Genomic DNA, 21758 nt, shown 5'->3' with positions numbered 1-21758 from the left:
GGTCATCCAGCGCTTTGGCCGCGCAGCTACCTACAGACGCCAACGGTCCGCTCGGGCCTACGACCGCTTGGAGTGCCTCGAAACGCTGCCCAACCGCGGTGGGCAGTAGGCTCTTAGCACCGCTACTGGCGAATCCTGAAAGCGTCGCGAGCGTTTCGCTGACTGCAACCTCGGCCATCGCGAACTCCTCGATATAGCGGCCACGCCAAAGGCAAGCCTCATCGATGTGCGACAACTGTACGCGGCTATTGAGGGCGGGCGACATTGAGTTCATGCTGGCACAATACCACCTCCTCATTACCGAGGCCTTAGACGACTGAGATTACAGTCGGTTCTCTAACGGGTCGTTGGCGGCACCGACCCAATTCCAGTCGTTCGAACGTACCTTCTCGCTTCCTGAAAGCTGCCGCTCATTCATATCAACGGATTAGCTGATTGAGCGAGCCCGCTCGGCCATTCGGAACGGCGGAGATTGGTGGGAAGCCGACGGTGCATGATGTCGGGCTGCCACTAAATTCGCGGCATGATCTGCAACATCATCGACAGGCGAACGAGGCCGTATCGCTGGCGCGAGGTTAACGCCATCATCGAGGCGACTTCGCATGACAATGCCTGCGAGGATGCGGACCAACAACGACCGACCAATTACGATCTGACCTACGACCAGCGTGAGAATGTCACTGTCGCGGAAGCGATCGCGTGGGCCAACGAAGAGGTGTGTCCGGTGACGCTGTACCTCTACGACAAGGGTACCGGGACTACCTGACCAATGCCCTTTTCGGGTAAAAAGCGGTCGATTGGACCCGACTACTTTGATTGGCTCATAGGTCTAGAGAACTGGTGCTCATCAAATAGCTCGACAGTGGCCAACTTCGGCCCCTCGTTCCAGATTGAGACCCAATTATCTGGGTGAATGTCGATCGAGTGCGGGTAGCCGTCCTGAAGGATCACAAGGGCTTCGCCTTTTGGCGGAACCTCATACTGGTCGCAAAGTGGCTCGACGAAGATCGTCAACGGTGTTTCGAGATAATTGCGGATAGGCAATCGCAAAGGGCTGCTCCATCATTCCAATGCCTCATGCTGGATCATCCCAAGAATGTCGGCAAGTGGGCGGAAGCGGTCGCCCTTCCCCTCCGCCACGACGACCCAGTTTCGGTCATTCGCGGCCTCTAGCCGGCTCCCCACCTTCTGCCATTCATTCAGGTAAGCATCGTGGAGACGCTGAGCCTGGGCATGACCCGCTGCCCTTCTAGTTCTCCCATAAAAGATGGTGGCTGCCTTTCCCTTCGCATCAGATGCTATAGCATTCAATGCCTTAATCTGCGGCACGGTCATGTCCCCGTTACAGAGTGAGACATCCAAGCGTAGACTAGACGAGGAGCGGGATGAGGACCGGGTCGCATCCGGGTTATGCTCGCAGTTGTGCTGAACCCAGCACGCGGCGAGGCTGTTGCGCCGGCAGGAGCGTGAAACCTGCCATAGCCTAATCGAGGCTGGCGGACATGCTGCCCCGATTCGCTTCAAACAAACCAATGCAGCACTCACGCACGCAAATACCTGATTTTGTTGCGTTTGTCCGAGCGGGTTCGCAGCATCATCTTTGCAAGCGCGGTATGACATTTGCCGTTGACAGATAGTGCCAATTTAGCCCAACAATATAACCATAACGATGCAGTTTGCACCGTAGGGCGACATTTTCGACTAGCGGCGTGTCCGTGACAGACTGGGTTTATCCAGCAACGGGCGCGCCAATGGTTGGCGTAGGGCTTCGTAACTCAGCGCAGCATGGGGTTTCCCTACCGGATCCGCGATTGGCTTCGTGATCGCGGCCGATGGCGAACCTGTGCCTGCAATGCGGGAAGACCCTGCCGATAGACGACATCGAGCTCGACCGTTTCGGCGGCCGGGCGACACAGGGGGCAGATCATGACTATCGTATCGCACATCAATGAACGACGTCCGCGGCGTCCGCGGCGCACGGCGTTGCTCCACACGGCGGCCTGGCTCACGATCATGGCAGGGTCGCCCCCCGTCATGGCGCAGACGGCGCCGGCGCCCGCTCCCGACCCCGCGCAGGGGGCATCCGAGACGAAGGGCGATGCGCCGGCGGGCGACATCGTCGTCACCGGCTATCGCCGCAGCATCGCCTCTGCGCTTGCCACCAAGCGCAAGGACATCCGGGTCAGCGACGGCATCTCCGCCGAGGATATCGGCAAGTTTCCCGCGCAGAATATCACCGAGTCCATCCAGCGCATTTCCGGCGTCCAGATGCAGAACATCAACGGGCGCGGCGCGACGATCAGCATCCGGGGCCTGGGCCCGCAATATGCGCTGACGACGATCAACGGCCAGACGTTCAAGAGTGCCGATTTCACCGATGGTTTCCGGTACGACATCATCCAGACCGAGCTGGCCAATTCGGTGCAGGTGATCAAGTCGCCGACCGCCGACATGGACAGCGGCGGCCTGTCCGGCACGGTCAACATCAACACGCTGAAGCCGCTCGACTTTGCGACGCGCAAGATCGTGCTGTCAGCCAAGGCGCAGAATTCCGAATATGCGGGCCGCGCGATCACGCCGAAATTCAGCGGCAGCTATGTCGACCAGTTTGCGGGCGGGACGCTGGGCGTCTATCTGAACCTGGGCTATCAAAAGCTCAAGGATCGCGCCGACTATCTGTTCCAGGATCGCTGGGCGACGCAGTCCGTGAACGGCGCGACGATCGCGGTGCCGCGCCGTCCCCGCTATCGCCGGATCGACCGCTCGATCGACCAGATCATGGGCAGCGGCGGCGTGCAGTGGCGCCCCAACGACCGGTGGGAGGTCGACGCCAACGCCATTTATGCGCGCGACGACACCCATTACGACGTCAACCAGCAGGTGTTCCTGTTCAACACCGCGCGCCTGACCCCGGTCAGCGTGGCGAACGGCGCCTCGATGGTCACGACCGCGACCAACTTCACCATGGAGAACAACCGCCAGGAGGAGACGCGCAAGCTGTCGAGCCAGGGCTATACGCTCAGCGCCAAATGGCATGGCGAGGATGGCTGGACCGCGCGCGCGGTCGGCAACTTCACGCGGGGCCATGCCTATTCGCGCGAGGATGCCGCAATCCTGGGCATCACCATCCCCTCGGCAACGCTCGACATCTCCGATCCGTTCAACGTCAAGTACAGCGTCGCGGCCAACCTGACCGATCCGTCGCTCTACAACCGGTCGACCCTGGTGCGGAACGAGTATCCGGTGGGCGCGACGCGCTACACCACCGGCAAGGAAGTGTCCGGCCAGGGTGACGTGACCAAGGACGTGTCGCTCGGCCCCATCTCGCAATTCGCGGTGGGGGCCAAGTATCGGCACGAGAGCTTCGTGCGCGACGTCAGCCGCCACGACCTCGCCTCGCTGTCCAACCGCCCCGGTGCCACCGCGACCGTCTTTCCGGCGCTGTCGAGCGGCAATTATCCGGTGGGCGGCTTCCTGAACGGGATGGCCGGCATCCCGACCGCCTGGATCGCGCCCGACATCGGCGCCTATCAGCAGGCCCTGACCGCCGCCGGGCTGAGCGTGCCCGACCTGCCCGCGCCGGAATCGAGCTATACCGTCGATCGCTACATCCCCGCCGTCTATGCGATGGCGAATATCGAGACGACGCTGTTCGACGCGCCCCTGCGCGGCAATGTCGGCGTGCGCTACGAACACACGCTGCAGGTGGTGAAGGGCAATATCACCGCGCCGCGTACCGGGTCCTATACCAACGTCACCAACAAGATCGGCGATTACACGTCGCGGCAGGATTACCAGAACGTCCTGCCCAGCCTGAACCTGGTGCTGGAGCCGACGTCGAAGCTGCAACTGCGCTTCGCCGCCGCCAAGGTGCTGGTCCGCCCGATCCTGGACGCCAATACCTCGATGGCGCAGACGACCTCGTCGGTGGCCAACACCTTCCCCGCCGGGACCAACACCGTCACGGTCGACCTGGGCCAGGCGGGCCTCAAGCCGCTGACCGCCGCCCAGATCGATCTGGGCGCGGAGTGGTATTATGGCACGGCCAGCGCGATCTCGGTCAACGGCTTCTACAAATGGGTGAAGAACGGCACCTTCTCGTCGCTGGTCTGCCCGGCCTCGTTCCGGGGGACCGCGCTCAACCGCGCGTCGAGCGGCGACTGCGTCGACGCCTCGGGCAATATCTACAACGTCACCCAGACCTCGAACGACCCGCGCATCATCCGCATCCGGGGCGTCGAGTTCAGCTGGAACCAATCGCTCGACCGCATCCTGCCGGTCGACGGGTTCGGCTTCATGGCCAATTACACCCGCGTGATCCCCACCCAGGTGGCGATCGGTACCGGCTTTACGGTGCGCAACCTGTCGAAGAACACGGTCAACGTCACGCCCTATTGGGAAAACCGGCATTTCAGCCTGCGGCTGTCGGCCAATTACCGCAGCTCCTATGTGCAGAACGGCGCGGACAGCTTCTTCGCGACCGAGGGGCATACGGTGCGCGGCCGCACCCAGTTCGACCTGAGTGCGGGCTATACCCCCAATGAGACGCTGAGCTTCGCGGCGGGTATCATCAACCTGAACAACAGCCGCGAACAGGCCTATTACAACAACAATCCCGCAATCTGGCAGGAGACGAGCTTCTACGGTCGTTCCTTCTACCTGTCGGTATCGACGCGGTTCTGACGTTCCCCGCTGGAGGGCGGATCGGCCGGTGGTCGGTTCGCCCTTCCCTTTTGGGGCCATGCCAAGGACAATGCCGCCCGTGAAGACTTCCCTCCCCGCGCTACCGCGTGACGATCGCGCGGGATCGGTTGCGGGTCACGGCATCCTCGCCGGTCGCCGCGATCCGGGGCGCGGCGGCGGCGCTGACGACGCAAGGGCGGTTGTCGGTCGCCTGGGAGGGCAATCGCGTCGGCCCGATGACCCGCCTGACGCCCGGCGACAGCGGCTGGGTCTCCTCGCCCTTCGCCTACCGCGCCTATCTGAACACCTGCACCTATGGCTACACCACCCCCTGGTGGAACTGGGCCCGCTGGGAACGCGAGATCGACGCGATGGCGGTCCACGGCGTCGACATGCCGCTCGCCATGGAGGGGCAGGATTATGTCTGGCGCAAGCTATGGCGCGAACAGGGGCTGAGCGAGGCGCAATTGGCCGCGCATCTCTCCGGCTCCGCCTTCCTGCCATGGCAGCGCATGGGCAATATCGAGGGCTAATCCCATGCACAATGCTACCCTTGCGTCAGCCGCCGGAGTACTCGCCGGTATTGGTGCCCATCAAGCTGGAGTGCGATCGGCAACGGGTGGGTGATATTGGGCGATGATGACCCAGGAACGGACGTTCGGTGGGTCATATTTTTTTCCCAGAAGCGGACGCTCGTTCATCGCGTTCTACAACGACGTCACAGTGGCCGTTGGGCACGTTATCCGCCATTCGACCCCGAGTGACTTTTCTCCACCGAAATTGATTCCGCTAGCAACCGCCACGACAGGCAACGTTCTGCAAGTCTCTGTTCTGAGCAATCTTGCTTAATTACACCAAAGCCCCAGCCACAGAATCGCGCCACCCGCCGGAGAAATGTCTCCGCGTGCCGGCCTAATGATCAGCTGCAGAAGTCGAAACGTCGCCAGGTGTGATACTCCGCTATTGCACCAACGACATGGCGCGGTAGAGTTCCAGCTCAAATTGGGGGATCACGATGCTCGAACTTGCTGGCGTGAGCCACGTATACGCGAACGGGACACGCGCGCTCGACGACGTGTCCCTGTCGGTTCCCACCGGCATGTTCGGCCTCCTCGGCCCGAACGGCGCAGGCAAGTCGACGCTGATGCGGACGGTGGCGACTTTGCAGACGCCGACCGCCGGCAGCATCCGATTCGACGACGTTGACGTGATCGCCCAGCCGGAGCGTCTGCGTGAAACGCTTGGCTATCTGCCGCAGGATTTCGGCGTCTATCCGCGCGTCTCTGCCTATGACATGCTCGATCACATGGCGGTGCTAAAAGGCGTCGCCTCGCCGGCGGATCGGCGTGCGACGGTGGAAACGCTCCTCTCCCAGACCAACCTTTGGCAGCATCGCAAGAAAGCGATCGCCGGTTTCTCGGGCGGGATGCGCCAGCGGTTCGGCATCGCGCAGGCGCTGATCGGCAACCCACGCCTTATCATCGTCGACGAGCCGACCGCCGGTCTCGATCCCGAGGAGCGCAACCGCTTCCTAAACCTCCTAGCCGAGATTGGCGAGAACGTCGTCGTTATCCTATCGACGCACATCGTTGAGGATGTCGCCGACCTGTGCCCGCGCATGGCCGTGCTTGCCGCCGGCCGTATCCAGCTCGAAGGCGCCCCGCTCGAACTGATCGCACGTGCCCGCGGCAGCGTGTGGGCGAAAACGATCGCGCGCGACGACATGGCGGTCGTGCGTAGCACGCACGAGGTCATCTCGACCCGCCTGTTCGCCGGCCGCACCATCGTCCATATCCTCGCCGATCAGGATCCCGGCGACGGCTTCCACCAAACGGATGGCGGGCTGGAGGACGTGTACTTCTCCACGCTCGCCCGTTCGCGCCGCACGCCGGGCGTAGCGCCCGTCCCCTTCCCCGTCGCGGGCTGAGCGATCATGTTCGATGCCATCGCCCGCTTCGAGCTGCGCTACCAGCTCAGGAACCCGGTTTTCTGGGTCGTCTCCATCCTGTTCTTCCTCTTGACCTTCGGGTCGATGACGATTGATCAGATCCAGATTGGCAGCGGTGGCAACGTGCACAAAAACGCAGCCACCGCGCTCGCACGCACGCACATCATCATGTCGCTCTTCTTCATGTTCGTGACGACAGCGTTCGTCTCGAACGTGGTCGTGCGCGACGATGAGAGCGGCTTTGGATCGATGGTCCGCTCGACCCGCGTCACCAAGGCATCTTATCTACTCGCCCGCTTTCTGGGGGCCTTTGCAGCCGCAGCGATCGCCTTCCTGGTGGTGCCGCTTGCGATCTGGCTCGGCTCGATGATGCCGTGGGTCGATCCCGAGACGCTGGGTCCCAATCGGCTCGGCGACTATCTCTATGCCTATGCGCTTCTTGCGCTGCCCAATCTGTTCCTGACCTCATGCGTGTTCTTCGCGGTGGCGACGATCACGCGGTCGATGACCTATAGCTATCTCGCGGTCATCGTCTTCCTAGTCCTATATTTCTCGCTCGTCGGGATCGCGACGGCAAAACCTGAGCTGCGCGAGACGATCGCCTATCTGGAGCCGTTCGGTGTCGGGGCCTTCAGCTGGACTACACGCTACTGGACGGCAGCCGAGGCGAACTCGGCCATGCCCGCCTTCGCCGGCATCCTGGCGGTCAACCGCCTCGTCTGCCTGCTGTTCGGTGCCGTCGCGCTGGCACTGGCCTATGCCCGCTTCTCGTTCAGCGAGCGCGGCGTGTCGAAGCGACGGCTCCGCCGCGAACAGCGCCGCGCCGCCAAGCTCGCCGCGCACAGCCCCTACACCGTATCGGTGCTGCCGCCGGCCACCCCCGCAAGCGCCCGTCGCGCGCAACTGATCGCCCGCACCCGGTTTGAGATGGCGCTGATCTTCCGCAGCCCCGGCTTCGTCATTATGGTGCCGATCGGCCTCGCCAATGTGATCGCACGACTATTATTCTCCGGCGAACGTTACGGTACGCCGACCTGGCCGCTGACATTCTCGATCATCGACCTGCTGACTGGCGCGTTCGCGGTCATGCCGCTCATCATCGCCATATATTATGCAGGTGAACTGGTGTGGCGCGATCGCGAACGCGGCATGAACGAGATCATCGATGCGACGGCGTTGCCCGGCTGGGCCTATATGCTGCCCAAGACGCTGGCGATCACCGCCGTGCTCGCGACGACCTTGGTCCTGTCCGCGCTGGTCGCGATCGCCGTGCAGCTGTCCCGTGGCGTCACCGACGTGCATACTGGCGAATATCTTGCCTGGTATATCGCACCCCTGGCGGTCGATTTCGGGCTGATCGCGGTACTTTCGGTCTTTGTGCAGGCGCTCAGTCCCAACAAATATATCGGTTGGGCGGTCATGGTCGTCTATTTCGTCGCGACCAGCATCTTCACCACCATCGGCTGGGATCACCCGCTCTATCTGTACGGCTCGACCGGAACGATGCGGCTGTCAGACATGAACGGCGACCAGATTGGCGGCGCGCGCGGCTGGTGGCTTAGGCTGTACTGGGCCGGCTGGGCGCTGGTCCTGGGCGTCTGCGCGCATCTGCTCTGGCGGCGCGGCACCGACGTGAAGCTCGGCCACCGCCTCCGCCTCGTGCCGCGGCGGTTGGCCGGCGGGCCGGGTATTCTGCTGGTGACGGCACTGGTCGTGATCGTCGCGACCGGCACCTTTGCCTATCGCCAGATGGACATCCTCAACACCTATCGCAGCGAACCCGCGCAGGAGGCGCGTCAGGCTGCGTATGAGCGAAAATATTATCGATATGCGTCGCTGCGCCAGCCGACGCTCACCGCGATCCGCCTCGATGTCGCGCTCCACCCCGCCGAGCGGCGGATGACGACGACGGGGCGTTACGCCTTCATCAATGACACCGGGGCGCCCTTGCGCGACGTCCATCTGCGGATGCAGGACGACAAGACCCGTCTGGTCGCGGTCGTCGTGCCGGGCGCACGGCCGGTGATGGTCGACGACGATTTCCAGTACCGCATCTACCGGTTCGACCGGCCGCTCGCACCGGGCGCGACCGGCACGATAGACTTCCGTACCGCGCGGGCAGTTCGCGGCTTCACCGCCAACGACGACGATGTCCGCCTCGTTGGCAATGGCAGCTTCCTCAACAACCGCGAATTCGCGCCCGTGATCGGCATGGACCGGACCGGGCTGCTCCAGGACCGCACCAAGCGCCGCAAGCAGGGCCTCCCCGCCGAACTCCGGCTGGCGAAGCTCGAGGATCGCTCGGCGCAGTGGCGCAACTATGTCCACGCTGACTGGGTCCGCTCAGACATCACGCTGTCGACCGACGCCGATCAGGTACCGATCGCGCCGGGCCGTAAACTCTCCGACGTCACGATCGGCCAGCGTCGAACCGCGCGCTTCGTCTCGGATACGCCGATCCTTGCCTTCTTCTCGGTCCAGTCGGCGCGCTATGCGGAAAAGGCGAAGATGGCTGACGGAGTGCGGCTGTCGGTTCATTACGATCCGAAGCACGCCTTCAACGTCGATCGGATGCTTGCCGCTATGCAGGCCGCGCTCGGCTATTACCACGCGAATTTCGGCCCTTACCAGTTCGACTATGCCCGCATCGTCGAATATCCCGGCTACTCCACCTATGCACAAGCGTTCGCCGGCACGATCCCCTATTCGGAGAAGATCGGCTTCATCGCCGATGCCCGTAGCCAGGACCGCATCGACTATGTCACCTACGTCACAGCGCACGAACTGGCGCACCAATATTGGGCACACCAGATCATCAGCGCCGACATGCAAGGCGGCACGATGTGGGTGGAGACGATGGCGCAATATTCCGCGCTGATGGTGATGAAGCGGCTCTACGGCCCCGAGAAGATCCGCCGTTTCCTCAAATACGAACTCGACGACTATCTGCGCGGGCGTCGTGCCGAGGCGGTGGAGGAGCTGCCGCTGGAGCGCGTGGAGAACCAGGCATATATCCACTATAACAAGGGCTCGCTGGCGCTCTATCTGCTGCAGGACCGGCTCGGCGAGGATCGCGTCAACGCGATGCTCGCGGGGCTTCTCGACCGCTACCGCTTCCGTGGCCGCCCCTATCCACGATCAACCGATCTCGTTGCCAGCTTTGCCGCGCTCGCGCGCACGCCAGAGGAACGGACGCTGGTCGCCGACCTGTTCGAGCGCATCACCCTTTGGGACTTGAAGGCGAAGGGCGCCACGACGCGACGCCTGCCCGATGGCCGCTGGGAGACGTTGCTATCCGTCGACGCAGCCAAGTTTGTCGCAGATGGCAAGGGTAACGAGACATTGGTCCCGCTCGCTGGCCGTTTCGATATCGGTGCCTTCGTCGCGCGTCCGGGTTTCGGCGATTTCTCGCGCGCCGACGTACTTGCCATAGAACGGCGCCCGATCCGGGGCGGCATCCAGCAGGTACGGATCATGACCGCCCGTAAGCCTATGTTCGTCGGCATCGACCCCTATAACAAATATATCGATCGTAACGGCGATGACAATGTCGTGAGCGTAACGGGATGACGTTTGTAAAAACTCACAAAAGCGTTGTCTTATCAGCACGGCGGCCGATTTGACCCAGGACCAGCCATTAGACACGTGCCGATCGTGTCCAGGTTTCTGCCGTTCGTTCACATTGGCACGTGCTGATCCCCTTTTCCGTGACTGCCCCCTCAGTGCTCAATGTTTTAACGCGGCCAACGTCCTGGCGATGGCGGCCTTATCGCGCATTTCCCGCTCGACATTCTGTTCAAGCTCGCCAGCCAATGTTTGCGTGACCTCTCGCGCGTCGGGAAACTCCTCGCCTAGGGCGGCCAGCACCTTGAAGGTGCGTATCGCGACCTCCTCCTCACCCGAGCCCTCTCGGATGATCGGCGCGAAGCCGGCTCGAACCAGGTCTTCTACCGACGGGCGCTGTACATATACTGGCGGCAGATCACCGTCCAAGGCCACCTCTTTCGCAGGCAATTCGTTCAGGGTGCGAAAGATCGCATTGAGTACCTCTATTGCAGTACCGGGATCGTTGGTGGCGGGGGCAAGCGCTCGTCCTGCGATCTCTCCCAATGCGATGAGGCCAAGCCGGGGATCATGATCGAAATCGCGGTGCCGCTCGATCATGAAGGCCTGCGCCAATTCGCAATCCTGTTCGTCCTCATCGCGCCCGACCACATGAAGGAGCGGCCGCCCAGTGTGCACCAACGTGCCTGGAATGGCCGCTACATGAATGACCATGCCGGAGCGCCGCGCCAGCGCCGCAAGACGGTCGAAGTCGATATGCGTCACATAGCCGATCGTATCGGACAGGACCGGTCGTGCGTCGTTCGGGATTGGTATCGCCGGTCTTCCCCCGCCATGGGGGTTTTTGGCAAAAGCCATCATCGCAGAGCGCGCCGCATCCTCGACCCGGTCGATCACGTCCGACATCCGGCCGAAGGCCGCGAGATGGGCAATCCAGCGTAATAAGGTCACGACCACCAGCGCCACGAGGAGAACGGTGGCGATCAGCAACAGCACGCGCCCCTGCCCGCCGTACAACCGCGTCTGCAAGCCGATGATGCCGACAATCGCGAAGATGAACGCGCCGAGAAACGTCGAAAGCGCATTTTGCGACATGCGGTCGGAGATCAGCAATTGCGTCGCACGCGGGGTAGCCAATTGGGTAGCCGACGAATAGGCGCTGACCATCGCCGTCAGCGAGAAGGTGGTGACAGCCAGCATCGACGAGGCGATGATCTCCAGTACCGTGCCGACCGCATCCTGCCCGATGTCGCCGGTAAAGTGGTACGGCACCGCGCGCGCGACGATCCCTGCAAAGGCAGCCACCAAGACGCTGGCGGCGCTGATAAGCGCTGCCCGGAACCAGATTTTTCGGGCGACACGCCGGACGAGCCAGCTGATGCGAGCCTTGGAGATCACCGGGCCTTTCCGTCCTTTTTGCAATCGATAGGACCTAAATCGAAGACGATCGTTATGGGTCCTTCACCCGGACACGGGCATCCAAATCGATTGAGGCACGGGGGCATGACGTGGGGGTGAACGGAGCGACCAGCAGGCGTCAGCGGGCGGACTCCTCGAATGTGCTGCGCTGGTCGGTTCTTTCGTGGCGGACGGTGCGCAGCGGCATGCGCGACGACTTCGGCATCGCGGCCAGCTCGATCGCTTTTGCCGCTTTCCTCGCAATGATCCCGTTGATCGGCCTGATCGCTGGCGCTTACGGCTTTTTCGTCCCCGCCGAGACGGTCGCGCGCAATCTGTCGACATTGACCGCGATCATGCCGGTGGATGCGCGGCCGATCGTGTCCAGGGGCCTGCACAACGCACTGGCGCCCAACCGGGGGTCGGTCGCGGCCTTCCTCCTGTCGATCGGCATCGCGCTGTTCAGTGCGCGTCGCGCCGGACGGTCGCTGCTCCACGGCATCAATCTCGCCTATTGCGTTGAACGGGAGCGCCAGGGCTTGCGCCGGCAGCTCGTGTCGACGGCGCTGGTGCTCTGCTGCTCAGCGCTCACGTTGACCGCCTTGGTGTCGCTGTCCGTGCTAGCGTTCCTGCAAAGCTATGTGCCCGATGGCCTGCCGGGCGCGCGTCTCGTCTCCACTATCACACTCTTCGGCTCGCTGACCCTGGGTGCGGGCGCAGGGCTGATCCTGATCTATCGTTATGCCCCTGCAGCGGACCAGAGGATCCCGTGGCGCCGCGTCTTGCCGGGCACGATCGCCGGCGTGACGATGTGGCTAGTCGCGACGACACTGTTCCGTACCTATGTCGCGCATGTTGCGCGGTTCGACGACACTTACGGTTCGCTTGCCGCCGTGGTGGTGCTGATGCTGTGGCTGATGGTCTCGGCATGGGCGCTGCTGCTCGGCGCGCGGCTCAACGCGGAGGCGATGGCTGCCTCCGGTATCAGCATCGAGGAACGACGCGAATGACCCAGGATCCGGTACAGGACCGCTACCGCCAGCGTATGCTGACGATCATCGTCGCGATCCTGCTGATCGGAGCGCTCCGGGCAGGCTTCGCCGTCATTATGCCGATCGCCTTCGCCGCGATCATTGTCGCCGCCTTGTGGCCGCTCAAGCGCTGGTTGGCGCGCTTCATGCCGTCGTGGATCGCCTATACGCTGACGCTCCTGTCGCTGATCGCCATCCTCGTCGCTTTCGCGGCGGCGGTGTACCTGTCGATCGGGCAGGTCATCGGGGCGATGTCGGCGCAGTGGGCGGGGCTCGAAAAAGTCTATACGCGGCTCGCGGCCTGGGCCGCCGATCGCGGTGTGCCGATCGCCGGGACGCTCAATCGCCAGCGCATCACGGCGATGCTGCAGATGCTGGCGAGCGGTGCCTATGCCTTCGTGACCTATGTCGGGTTCATCGGCATCGTCGTGATGCTCGGCCTGCCCGAGGTGCCGCGGCTGCGGCGTCGCTTGTACGAGATGTGCGAAGGTCGTGCGCGCCGCGACATGTTGGAGGTGAGCGAGGAGATATCGGGTCAGGTCCGCCGGTATCTCAGCACGACCCTGGCCACCAGTATCCTGACCGGTGTCGCCTCCGCCCTATGGTCGTGGATGACCGGGCTGGAGCTCGCGCTGGTATGGGGTATCCTCAACTTCCTCCTCAATTTCGTGCCCGTAATCGGCAACATTGTCGGCATCGTGCCGCCCGTGCTGTTCGCCTTCGTGCAGTTCGGCGGGTGGCAGATGCCGGCCTTGGTCTTCGTCGGCTTCGTCGTCCTGCAGATGACGATCAGCAACGTGATCTACCCGCTGCTTCAAGGCAAGCAGCTGTCGCTGTCACCGCTGGCGATCATCATCGCGATGACGTTCTGGAGCTGGGTCTGGGGTATCGCCGGCGCATTGATCGCGGTGCCGCTCACCGCCGCGATCGTCATCATCTGCGGCCAGTTCGATCGCAGCCGATGGATCACGAAATTGCTGTCTGCTTAAATTAAACGACGAGGGCGGTGGCGCCAGAGACTCAATTCCGAGCGTTCGCAGCGAGCAGGTGGTTTTCCTAAAGTGGGCGTTCGTTCGTCGGGCATTCCTGGAATCTAGCCTAGGCTATTTGGCGCCGTCAGACGCTCCCAGTTTACGAAGGCGAGACCACGGCGCGCCGTGTCGTCCAGGTCGACGGTCTCGAGGAAGCGACGTGGCTCGCCGCCCGGTCGGTACTGGTATGGGAAATCGGTCGAGAACAGCAGACGATCGGGGCCGACGATATCCAGGCACTGCCGCAGATAGGCTTCACTCCACATGCCGCTGCCGGTAACGTAAAGGTTGCGGCGGGCATATTCATTCAGCGATTGCTCAAGTTCGAGGGCTCGGCCCATCACAGCCGACGTCCGCTCGAGGTAGAACAGCACCACCTCGCCCCAATGACCAAGGATGATCTGCAACGTCGGCAGCTCGTCGAAGACACCCGCCGCCGCCAGTCTGACCCATTCCAAGCCTGCCTCATAATGCCAGCCAAGTCCAAAGGCGGCGAGTGCCAGATCCGCCATCTCATTGATCCCGGAATAGTTGGACGCGCGTACCTCCGGTGTCGGCGTTTGGGGATGGATGAATAGAGGAACGCCCAGTTCTGCAGCTTTCGCCAGCATGGCCCGCAGCACGATATGATCGAGATGCCGATCGCGTGTACGGCCGCAGAGCAGCGCGCCCTTCAGCCCTAGCTCTTTCACGGCGCGCTCCAGCTCGCGGGGGGCGGCATCTGGATCGGATGTCGGAAGAGCCGCGAATCCCCGGAAGCGCGTAGGATGACGCGCGCATGCATCGGCAATCAGATCATTGACGCGTCGAGCAGACTCGACCGCTGGTACAGGCTCGAGGTTGTGTAGACCCGGCGTGGTAAGGGACAGCACTTGGACATCGACGCCCTGCTCGTCCATCAGCGCCAAGCGACCCTCTCCAAGGTCCGCCAGACGCTCGCCCGTTACACCCCCGTCTGCGATAACGGATACAGGGTCATGTGGAGGCGGTGCTGACGCCCAAGCGTCACGAACATCGTGCGGCAGGACATGTTCTTCGATGGCGATCAGGCGCATGGACGTCTCGCATATGCTCGAGGGCAACCGTTAAATCCGCTGCTCGGTTTCCTGATGCAATACCGCTTATTGAACGGGATGATGAGCCCGGCTGCACAGGAGGTCGCCCAACGCCTGGATTGACCCATATGTCGGCCATTCAACGGCGCGCGGCCCCCTCCCGAAAGCGGACGCTCAATAATTGCAGCCTGGCCGCTGCTTGCTCAGCTAGCGTCACCTCACCGATCTGCATTCGTCAGACCTTTGATGACGATCGCTGTCCCCTTTGGAGGCCGGGGGGATACATTGTGCGTGGTCCTGCGAAAGAGACTCGACGCGAGATGATTGGCGAGCCGTAGCTCCAGCCGTGGCATTGACAAGTCGTCGAACCACGACCGATCAAATCCGGAAAATGGCCTTGAGAACGGCATGACGGCGCCATCCATCAGGCCGCCGTGGTACCGCAGAGCTGACCGCCAACCCTAGCCTGCCTCAACGACCGGCCTGATCGACGCGTGACAGGCTCGTTGCAAATCGCTTGCAAGTCAGACAGCTAGGCTCATACATTACGATTTAATGACATTTACCATCCCCGACACCTCACGGGACCGTCGGATAGAGGATCCGACAAATCTCTGGATTGTTCATCCAGCGGCACGCTTTCTTGTGCCTTGGTTCATCGCGCGCGGAATCTCGGCCAATGCCGTTTCCCTGGCCGGGCTGGCTTTGGGCACATCGGCCGCGCTGGCCTACAGCCAGTGGGAAATATGGCCTTTTGCCGTTGTCGGCTTGCTGCTGTCCGTCTGCTGGCTTGTCGCCGACGGAATGGATGGGATGATCGCGCGGGCCACAGGCACCGCCAGTCCGCTCGGACGCGCGCTGGATGGGTTGTGCGATCATGGCGTTTTCGTCCTGATCTATGTTTCGCTGGCCTTCTCCATCGGCACGTTGGAGGCTTGGGCCTTGGCGGTCGCCGCAGGCATCGCACATATGGTCCAATCCAATATGTACGAGAGCGAGCGAGCCCGCTTTCACCGGCGCCGGGATGCGGTGGCAAAGATCGTCAGCCCTACACCGAGCCGCAATCCGCTTGTCCAACTTTATGATCATTGCTGGGGATTATTGGATCGCGTTGCGGCGCGGTTCGACCACGCGCTGGGGCAGCACCAAGCTCCCTCTGAGCTCGCGGCGACATATGCCACCCTCGCCGTCAGGCCCATGCGGCTGATGAGCCTGCTATCCGCCAATGTGCGGGTCTATGCCATTTTCCTTGCCTGTCTTTTTGGTAATCCACGCCTGTTCTGGTGGTTTGAGCTTATCCCACTGAACATCATCCTCATCCTTGGACTTTTCCAGCATCGCACCGTCGAAAATCGCCTCACAGTGCCGGAAAATTATTTCCCAGACATAGAAGGAAGCAAAAGGTAATGCCGGCCATTAATATTGCCATTGTTGGGGTAGGCAACTGCGCCAGCTCTCTCGTGCAGGGGCTTTCCTATTATCGCGAGGGTGCAAACGAAACGGTCGGTCTCATGCATTGGGACTTGGGCGGGTATAGGCCGACCGATATCCAAGTCGTTGCAGCTTGGGATATTGACCAACGAAAAGTCGGCAAGGACGTAGCAGAGGCAATCTTCGCCAAGCCCAATTGCACCACCGTCTTTTGCGAAACCGTGCCTCCCACGGGGACCAAGGTGCAGATGGGGCATGTTCTTGACGGCGTCGCCGAACATATGTCGGATTATGACGATCATCGGACATTCCTGCTCGCGCATGAAAAGGAGGCGTCCAAAGCGGAAGTGGTCGCTGCCCTGCGCGAGACCAAGACCGATGTGCTGATGAACTATCTGCCGGTGGGTTCGCAGGCCGCCAGTGAGTTCTACGCCGAATGCGCGCTCGAGGCGGGTGTGGCGTTTGTGAACAACATTCCCGTATTCATCGCCAGTGACCCCATATGGGCGGACCGCTTCACCGAGGCTGGTGTCCCGATCATCGGCGACGACATTAAGGCGCAGCTCGGCGCCACCATCGTTCACCGCGTGCTCACCGATCTGTTCGCCAAGCGGGGCGTCAAGCTGGAGCGGACCTATCAGCTTAATACCGGCGGCAACACCGACTTCCTCAACATGTCCAATCATCGCCGCCTTGCCTCGAAGAAAATCTCGAAGACCGAGGCGGTGCAGTCCGTCGCTGCGGAGCGGCTGCACGACGACAATGTTCATATCGGCCCGTCCGACTATGTACCCTGGCAGAATGACAACAAGATCTGCTTTCTGCGGATGGAAGGGACGATGTTCGGCGGTGTGCCGATGAACATCGAGTTGCGCCTGTCCGTCGAGGACAGCCCGAACAGTGCGGGCGTCGCCATCGATATGATCCGGTGCGCCAAGCTGGCGAAGGATCGCGGCTTGGCCGGGCCGATCGACGCGGCCTCGGCGTATTTCTGCAAGCATCCGCGTATTCAGATGACCGATGACCTTGCGGCGCAGGCGGTCGACGAGTTCATTGCCGTAGCGGCTGAATGATCGAAACCGGTATTGTTCTCGCGGCAGGCGAAGGATCCCGCCTTCGCGCTGTCGCCCCGCTCAAGCCGCTCTGCCGCGTGGGCGGGCGGACACTGCTTGCCCATGCCGTGTCCGGCATGGCGCAGGCGGGGCTGGCTCGGACGGTCGTGGTCGTCGGTTATGAGGCCGAGACGATCGAGGCCTATGTCGCGGCGGAAAATTGGCCGATCACAGTCGAAACCGTCCGGGTAGAAGATCATCGCTATCCCAACGGCTCGTCGTTGCTCGCAGCGGAACCATTGCTGTACGGTGAGGAGGCGATCCTCGCGATGTGCGACCATCTCGTCGAACCGGAATTTTATCGGCGAATGGCTCATGCCGATACGGGGGGCGGCGCATCGCTCGGGATCGATCGTCGGATCGATCACGATTGGATCGATCTTGACGATGTGACGTGCGCTCAGACGGATGGCGAACGCTTGATCGGCATTGGCAAGGGTCTCGCGGTATATGATTGCTTCGATACGGGTGTCTTCGCTGTGGGCAAGGGTCTGTTCGACGCACTCCGGGGATTGGACAAGCCCTCTCTAACCGAAGGAATGCGGCGCCTGGCATCCGACCGTACTGCTGGCATCCGCGATTGCAGCGATCTTGGATGGATCGATGTTGACGATGAGCGGGCATGGCGCATTGCAGAAACGTGGCTCACCACAAGTCGTCGCAGCACAGGCAACGCTTAAAATAAGCACAAATAGCGGTCCCGCCAAGCCGCCTGCCGCATTCGGGCTAAAACGAAAGTACAAATGAAGCACTATCGCAGGACATTCAGATAGTCTGTCCCGATCATCGAAGCTGGGATTGTCTATCTAGTCGCAAAGTTTGGGGCTCTTTTAATGCAGGGGTCAGGGGACGTTCGGATGGCAGCTTCCATCAGATTCAGACGTTCGGCCCGGCATATGTGAACGACAGCATCTGGTTGTAAGCTGCCGTGACTGAAATGCCGAAAGCATGACCCAATTTCAGTCATGCACGGCCGCTGAACGACGTGCCTAAATCTGCCGTTCGTTCATCCCAATTTGACGAACTCGCAGCTCGATCAGCGCATCCCGTTACGATCTACTTTTTTGTCGCTGTTATCAGGCGTTCCCAGTTCGCGAATGCGAGGCTACGGCGCATCGCCTCATCGATAGCCACGGTTTCCAGAAAACGTCGCGGCTCGCCACCCTCGCGATATTGATATGGGAAGTCTGTCGAGAACAGCAGGCGCTCGGGACCGACAATATCTAGGCACTGCTGAAGATAGGTAGCACTCCACATACCGCTGCCGGTGACATAGAGGTTGCGGCGTGCATATTCGATCAGCGACTGATCGAGATCGAGAGCGCGCTCCATGACGGCGGATGTGCGCTCAAGGTAGAACAGCACCACCTCGCCCCAATGGCCAAGGATGATCTGCAGCTCCGGCAGTGCGTCGAAGACGCCGGCCGCGGCAAGGCGGATCCATTCCAACCCCGCCTCATAATGCCAACCAAGGCCAAAGGCGGCGAGCGCGAGATCGGCCCGCTCGCCGATCCCCGCATACTGGGCCGCACGCACCGACGGTGCCGGTGTCTGGGGGTGGATGAAAAGCGGCACGCTGAGTTCCGCGGCCTTGGCGAGCATGGGCCGCAGCGCCGGATGGTCGAGGTGACGGTCCCGGGTGCGCCCACACAGCATAGCACCCTTGAGGCCGAGGTCATTCACCGCGCGCTCGAGCTCGCGCGGAGCGGCATCGGAATCAGCCGTCGGCAGGGCTGCAAAACCCTGGAAGCGGGTGGAATGGCGAGCGCACGCATCGGCAATTCGGTCGTTCACGCGCTGCGCCGTCTCGACAGCCGGTCCTGCCTCCAGATTGTGAAGACCGGGCGTGGTCAATGAAAGCACTTGGACGTCGACGCCCTGCTCATCCATCAAGGCGAGACGACCTTCACCAAGGTCCGCCAGACGTTCGCCCGTGATCCCGCCATCGGCGATGTCCGATACGGGATCATGTGGTGGAGGAGCGAACGCCCAGGCGTTCCGGACAAACTAGGGCAAGACATGTTCTTCGATGGCGATCAGGCGCATGGACTACCCACATCAGCTATGGTGGCGAACATCGCGGTCGTGTCAGCTTCTCGGTAGCGCGTAGGCGAGCGTGTAATCGCCGTACCGGGTACCCAGAGCGCCGTGTCCGCCCGCGGTGATCACGACATATTGCCGCCCGTCGCGCCCGCGATAGGTCATCGGCGTCGCCTGCGCGCCCGCTGGCAGCCGCGCTTTCCAAACCACCTCGCCTGTGTTGAGGTCGTAAGCACGGAGATACTGGTCCGTCGTCGCCCCGATGAACGCTAGGCCACCCGCGGTGATGATCGACCCGCCGAGGTTCGGCACGCCGGTCTTGATCGGCACGCCAAGGTGGGATCCGAACAACCCGGTATCGCGCGCGGTGCCAAGCACCTTCTTCCACAAGATGCGGCGCGTGTTCAGATCGACTGCGGTCAGATGGCCCCAAGGCGGCGCTACGCAGGGCGCCCCGAAGATTCCCACCCATGCCTTTACTACCGCGACGTAGGGGGTGTTGTACTGGGTTTGCAGCTGCGCCTGCATGGCGTTCTCACCGCCCTGCTTCTGCTTCATCATCGGTGCCACGCGCGGATCGTCGCGGCGCATCAGCCACAGCTTGAACGGCATCTCCATGGTGTTGACGGTCATCACCCCGCGGACGGGATCGACCGCAGCGCCGCCCCAGTCGGTCACCCCGTCGAATGCCGGATGTCCGATGATCGGGTTCAGCCCCATCGGCTGGTAGATGCCGGTGCCCTGCGCGCGGCGGATGTCGATGCGGCAGAACAGCTGGTCGATCGGCGTCGCGCCCCAGGTCGCGGTTTCGGTCGGTGCCGCCGGGGTGAAGCTCGGCATGCCGGTCGAGAAGGGCTGGGTCGGTGAGACCCGCACGCCCGGGGTGGCACCGTCAGTGCGCACCGGCCGTTCGGTGATCGCAGCGAGCGGCGCGCCGGTCAGGCGGTTGAGGAAGAACACCTGCCCCATCTTGGTGGTCTGGATCAGCGCGGGGATGACCTGTCCGTTCGGAGCGCGGTAATCGAACAGTGAGGGCCCGATCGGCAGATCCATGTCCCACATGTCGCGGTGAACGAGCTGCCGCGTCCAGCGCAGCTTGCCGGTCGCGACGTCAAGCGCGACGATCGACGAGCCGAACCGGTCATCGAACGGCCGGCGATAGCCGATCCAGTAATCGGGCGAGGCATTGCCCGTCCCCAAATAGACGAGGCCGTTGGCGGCATCGGCGGTGATTGCTCCCCACACATTCGGCGTGCCGCGGGTATAGGTCTGTCCTGCCCGCAGCGGCGCGATCGCATCCTGCGAACGGCCGACGTCCCAGGCCCAGACCGGCGCGCCCGACACCGGATCATAGGCGCGCACGACGCCCGATGGGATATCGCGATTGACGTTGTCGATGATCCGCTCGCCGATGATCAGGCGATTGTTGACCACCACGGGGGGTGTCGTACCGATCTGATCCGACGGCTTCGAGGTCCCCATGTTGGTGCGCAGGTCGATCGCACCGCCATTGGCGAAGCTCGGGCACGGCCGTCCGGTATCGGCATCGAGCGCGACCAACCTTGCGTTGAATGTGGGCGCGAAGATGCGGCGCGGGCACGGCGTTCCCATCGGCGCTTCGAAATAGGTGACCCCGCGGCAGACCAGATAGTTGTTGCCAGCGATGGCTGCGTCCTCGTGCCAGCTCCACTTCGTCTTGCCGGTGGTCGCGTCGATCGCCTGGACGAAGGAGTGCGGCGTGCAGGTATAGAGCGTGTCGCCGATGTGGATCGGCGTCGCCTCGGAATGATACTCTCGCTTATGTTCCTGGGTCTCAGCCGCCATCGGCAGGTCGCCGGTGCGCTGCGTCCAGGCTAGCTGCAGCCGCCCGACATTCTGAGGCGTGATATCGGCCAGCGCGGAGTAGCGGCGCCCTGACAACGTGCCGCCGTAATCGCGCCAGTCGCCGTCGGCTTCGCCGATCGGCGCCGGCGCGATCGAGGGTACGGCTGGTGCGTTCTGCGCTTCCACGCCGTCACCATGCAACACCAGCCCAGCTAGGCCTGCCACGACCAGCGCCGCTGCGACCGCGGGCACGGCATGCGCGCGTGATCGCCAGGACCGCGCTCGCCAGCCCGTCAGCAGCACAAGAATCAGCAGCACCGTCGGCGCGACTACGCGAGGCACCAGCTGTAGCCCGTCGAGCCCGACCTCCCACAGCGCCCAGACCAGCGTCGCGACCCAGATGGCGATGAATAGCCAGCGCCCCAGCGGGCTGCCCCGCCCAAGCAGCGCACCGCTTGCCACCATCGCGATGCCGACGATGAGGTAATAGGGCGACCCGCCGATCGATGCGAGGACGGCGCCCGCCACCGCAAAGAAACCGCCGAGCAGGGCGATCACCCATGCCAGCACCACCCGATAGACCCGCGCCATCTTCTTCCCCTTCACGTCGTCTTGGCTGAACGCGTAGAACGGGCGGAAGT

The 21758-nt window shown here is 62.5% G+C and carries 14 protein-coding genes; 10 read left to right on the top strand and 4 right to left on the bottom strand.

Annotated features, from left to right (window positions below):
- The first annotated feature begins 523 nt into the window (after nucleotides 1-523).
- The 5 genes from KV697_RS19570 (at nucleotide 524) to KV697_RS19550 (ending at nucleotide 10201) form a co-directional block, all read left to right on the top strand.
- Nucleotides 524-766: a hypothetical protein gene (locus tag KV697_RS19570; RefSeq protein ID WP_058745513.1), complete on the top strand. Its 243-nt coding sequence runs from the start codon at nucleotides 524-526 to the stop codon at nucleotides 764-766.
- Nucleotides 767-2034: 1268 nt separating this feature from the next.
- Nucleotides 2035-4683, top strand: coding sequence for a TonB-dependent receptor (locus KV697_RS19565; RefSeq protein ID WP_257575458.1), 2649 nt, complete (start codon nucleotides 2035-2037; stop codon nucleotides 4681-4683).
- Nucleotides 4684-4790: 107 nt separating this feature from the next.
- Nucleotides 4791-5216: an alpha-N-acetylglucosaminidase TIM-barrel domain-containing protein gene (locus KV697_RS19560; RefSeq protein WP_219019590.1), complete on the top strand. Its 426-nt coding sequence runs from the start codon at nucleotides 4791-4793 to the stop codon at nucleotides 5214-5216.
- 482 nt (nucleotides 5217-5698) lie between these two features.
- Nucleotides 5699-6610 carry an ABC transporter ATP-binding protein gene (locus KV697_RS19555; protein ID WP_219019589.1) on the top strand — a complete coding sequence of 304 codons (912 nt, stop codon included), beginning with the start codon at nucleotides 5699-5701 and terminating at the stop codon, nucleotides 6608-6610.
- 6 nt (nucleotides 6611-6616) lie between these two features.
- A complete protein-coding gene (locus KV697_RS19550) occupies nucleotides 6617-10201 on the top strand; it encodes an ABC transporter permease/M1 family aminopeptidase (protein ID WP_219019588.1) in 3585 nt (1194 codons plus the stop codon).
- 156 nt (nucleotides 10202-10357) lie between these two features.
- Here the strand turns inward: KV697_RS19550 and KV697_RS19545 are convergent, their stop codons facing one another.
- Nucleotides 10358-11593, bottom strand: coding sequence for a DUF2254 domain-containing protein (locus KV697_RS19545; RefSeq protein WP_257575457.1), 1236 nt, complete (start codon nucleotides 11591-11593; stop codon nucleotides 10358-10360).
- 116 nt (nucleotides 11594-11709) lie between these two features.
- Between KV697_RS19545 and KV697_RS19540 the strand changes: the two genes are divergently transcribed.
- Together KV697_RS19540 and KV697_RS19535 are read left to right on the top strand one after the other, a co-directional pair.
- The gene (locus tag KV697_RS19540) at nucleotides 11710-12603 is read left to right on the top strand and encodes a YihY/virulence factor BrkB family protein (RefSeq protein ID WP_219019587.1); all 894 of its coding nucleotides are present in this window, start codon (nucleotides 11710-11712) and stop codon (nucleotides 12601-12603) included.
- A complete protein-coding gene (locus KV697_RS19535; protein ID WP_219019586.1) occupies nucleotides 12600-13613 on the top strand; it encodes an AI-2E family transporter in 1014 nt (337 codons plus the stop codon). The genes KV697_RS19540 and KV697_RS19535 overlap by 4 nt, the downstream gene beginning before the upstream one ends.
- A 104-nt stretch (nucleotides 13614-13717) precedes the next feature.
- Here KV697_RS19535 and KV697_RS19530 read toward each other — a convergent pair whose 3' ends face one another.
- Nucleotides 13718-14710 carry an amidohydrolase family protein gene (locus KV697_RS19530; protein ID WP_219019585.1) on the bottom strand — a complete coding sequence of 331 codons (993 nt, stop codon included), beginning with the start codon at nucleotides 14708-14710 and terminating at the stop codon, nucleotides 13718-13720.
- A 555-nt stretch (nucleotides 14711-15265) separates the two neighbouring features.
- Between KV697_RS19530 and KV697_RS19525 the strand changes: the two genes are divergently transcribed.
- The 3 genes from KV697_RS19525 to KV697_RS19515 are packed head-to-tail and all read left to right on the top strand — an operon-like array spanning nucleotide 15266 to nucleotide 17933.
- A complete protein-coding gene (locus KV697_RS19525; protein ID WP_257575456.1) occupies nucleotides 15266-16117 on the top strand; it encodes a CDP-alcohol phosphatidyltransferase family protein in 852 nt (283 codons plus the stop codon).
- Entirely contained in the window at nucleotides 16117-17214 is a 1098-nt protein-coding gene (locus KV697_RS19520; RefSeq protein ID WP_219019584.1) for an inositol-3-phosphate synthase, read from the top strand. The genes KV697_RS19525 and KV697_RS19520 overlap by 1 nt, the downstream gene beginning before the upstream one ends.
- On the top strand, nucleotides 17211-17933 hold the full coding sequence (locus KV697_RS19515) for a phosphocholine cytidylyltransferase family protein (protein ID WP_219019583.1): 723 nt from the start codon (nucleotides 17211-17213) through the stop codon (nucleotides 17931-17933). Before KV697_RS19520 ends, KV697_RS19515 begins: the two co-directional genes overlap by 4 nt.
- Nucleotides 17934-18309: 376 nt before the next feature.
- On the opposite strand, the gene KV697_RS19510 is transcribed toward KV697_RS19515, so the two are convergent.
- Both KV697_RS19510 and KV697_RS19505 read right to left on the bottom strand, forming a co-directional pair.
- Nucleotides 18310-19143 carry an amidohydrolase family protein gene (locus KV697_RS19510; RefSeq protein WP_219019582.1) on the bottom strand — a complete coding sequence of 278 codons (834 nt, stop codon included), beginning with the start codon at nucleotides 19141-19143 and terminating at the stop codon, nucleotides 18310-18312.
- A 198-nt stretch (nucleotides 19144-19341) separates the two neighbouring features.
- On the bottom strand, nucleotides 19342-21708 hold the full coding sequence (locus KV697_RS19505) for a membrane-bound PQQ-dependent dehydrogenase, glucose/quinate/shikimate family (protein ID WP_219019581.1): 2367 nt from the start codon (nucleotides 21706-21708) through the stop codon (nucleotides 19342-19344).
- Between the last annotated feature and the right edge of the window lie 50 nt (nucleotides 21709-21758).

It is taken from the genome of Sphingomonas sanguinis, from assembly GCF_019297835.1.
GTDB classification, from domain to species: Bacteria; Pseudomonadota; Alphaproteobacteria; order Sphingomonadales; family Sphingomonadaceae; genus Sphingomonas; species Sphingomonas sanguinis_D.
Note: the sequence above shows the minus strand (reverse complement) of the source record. Positions and strands in the feature narration are given on the sequence as shown.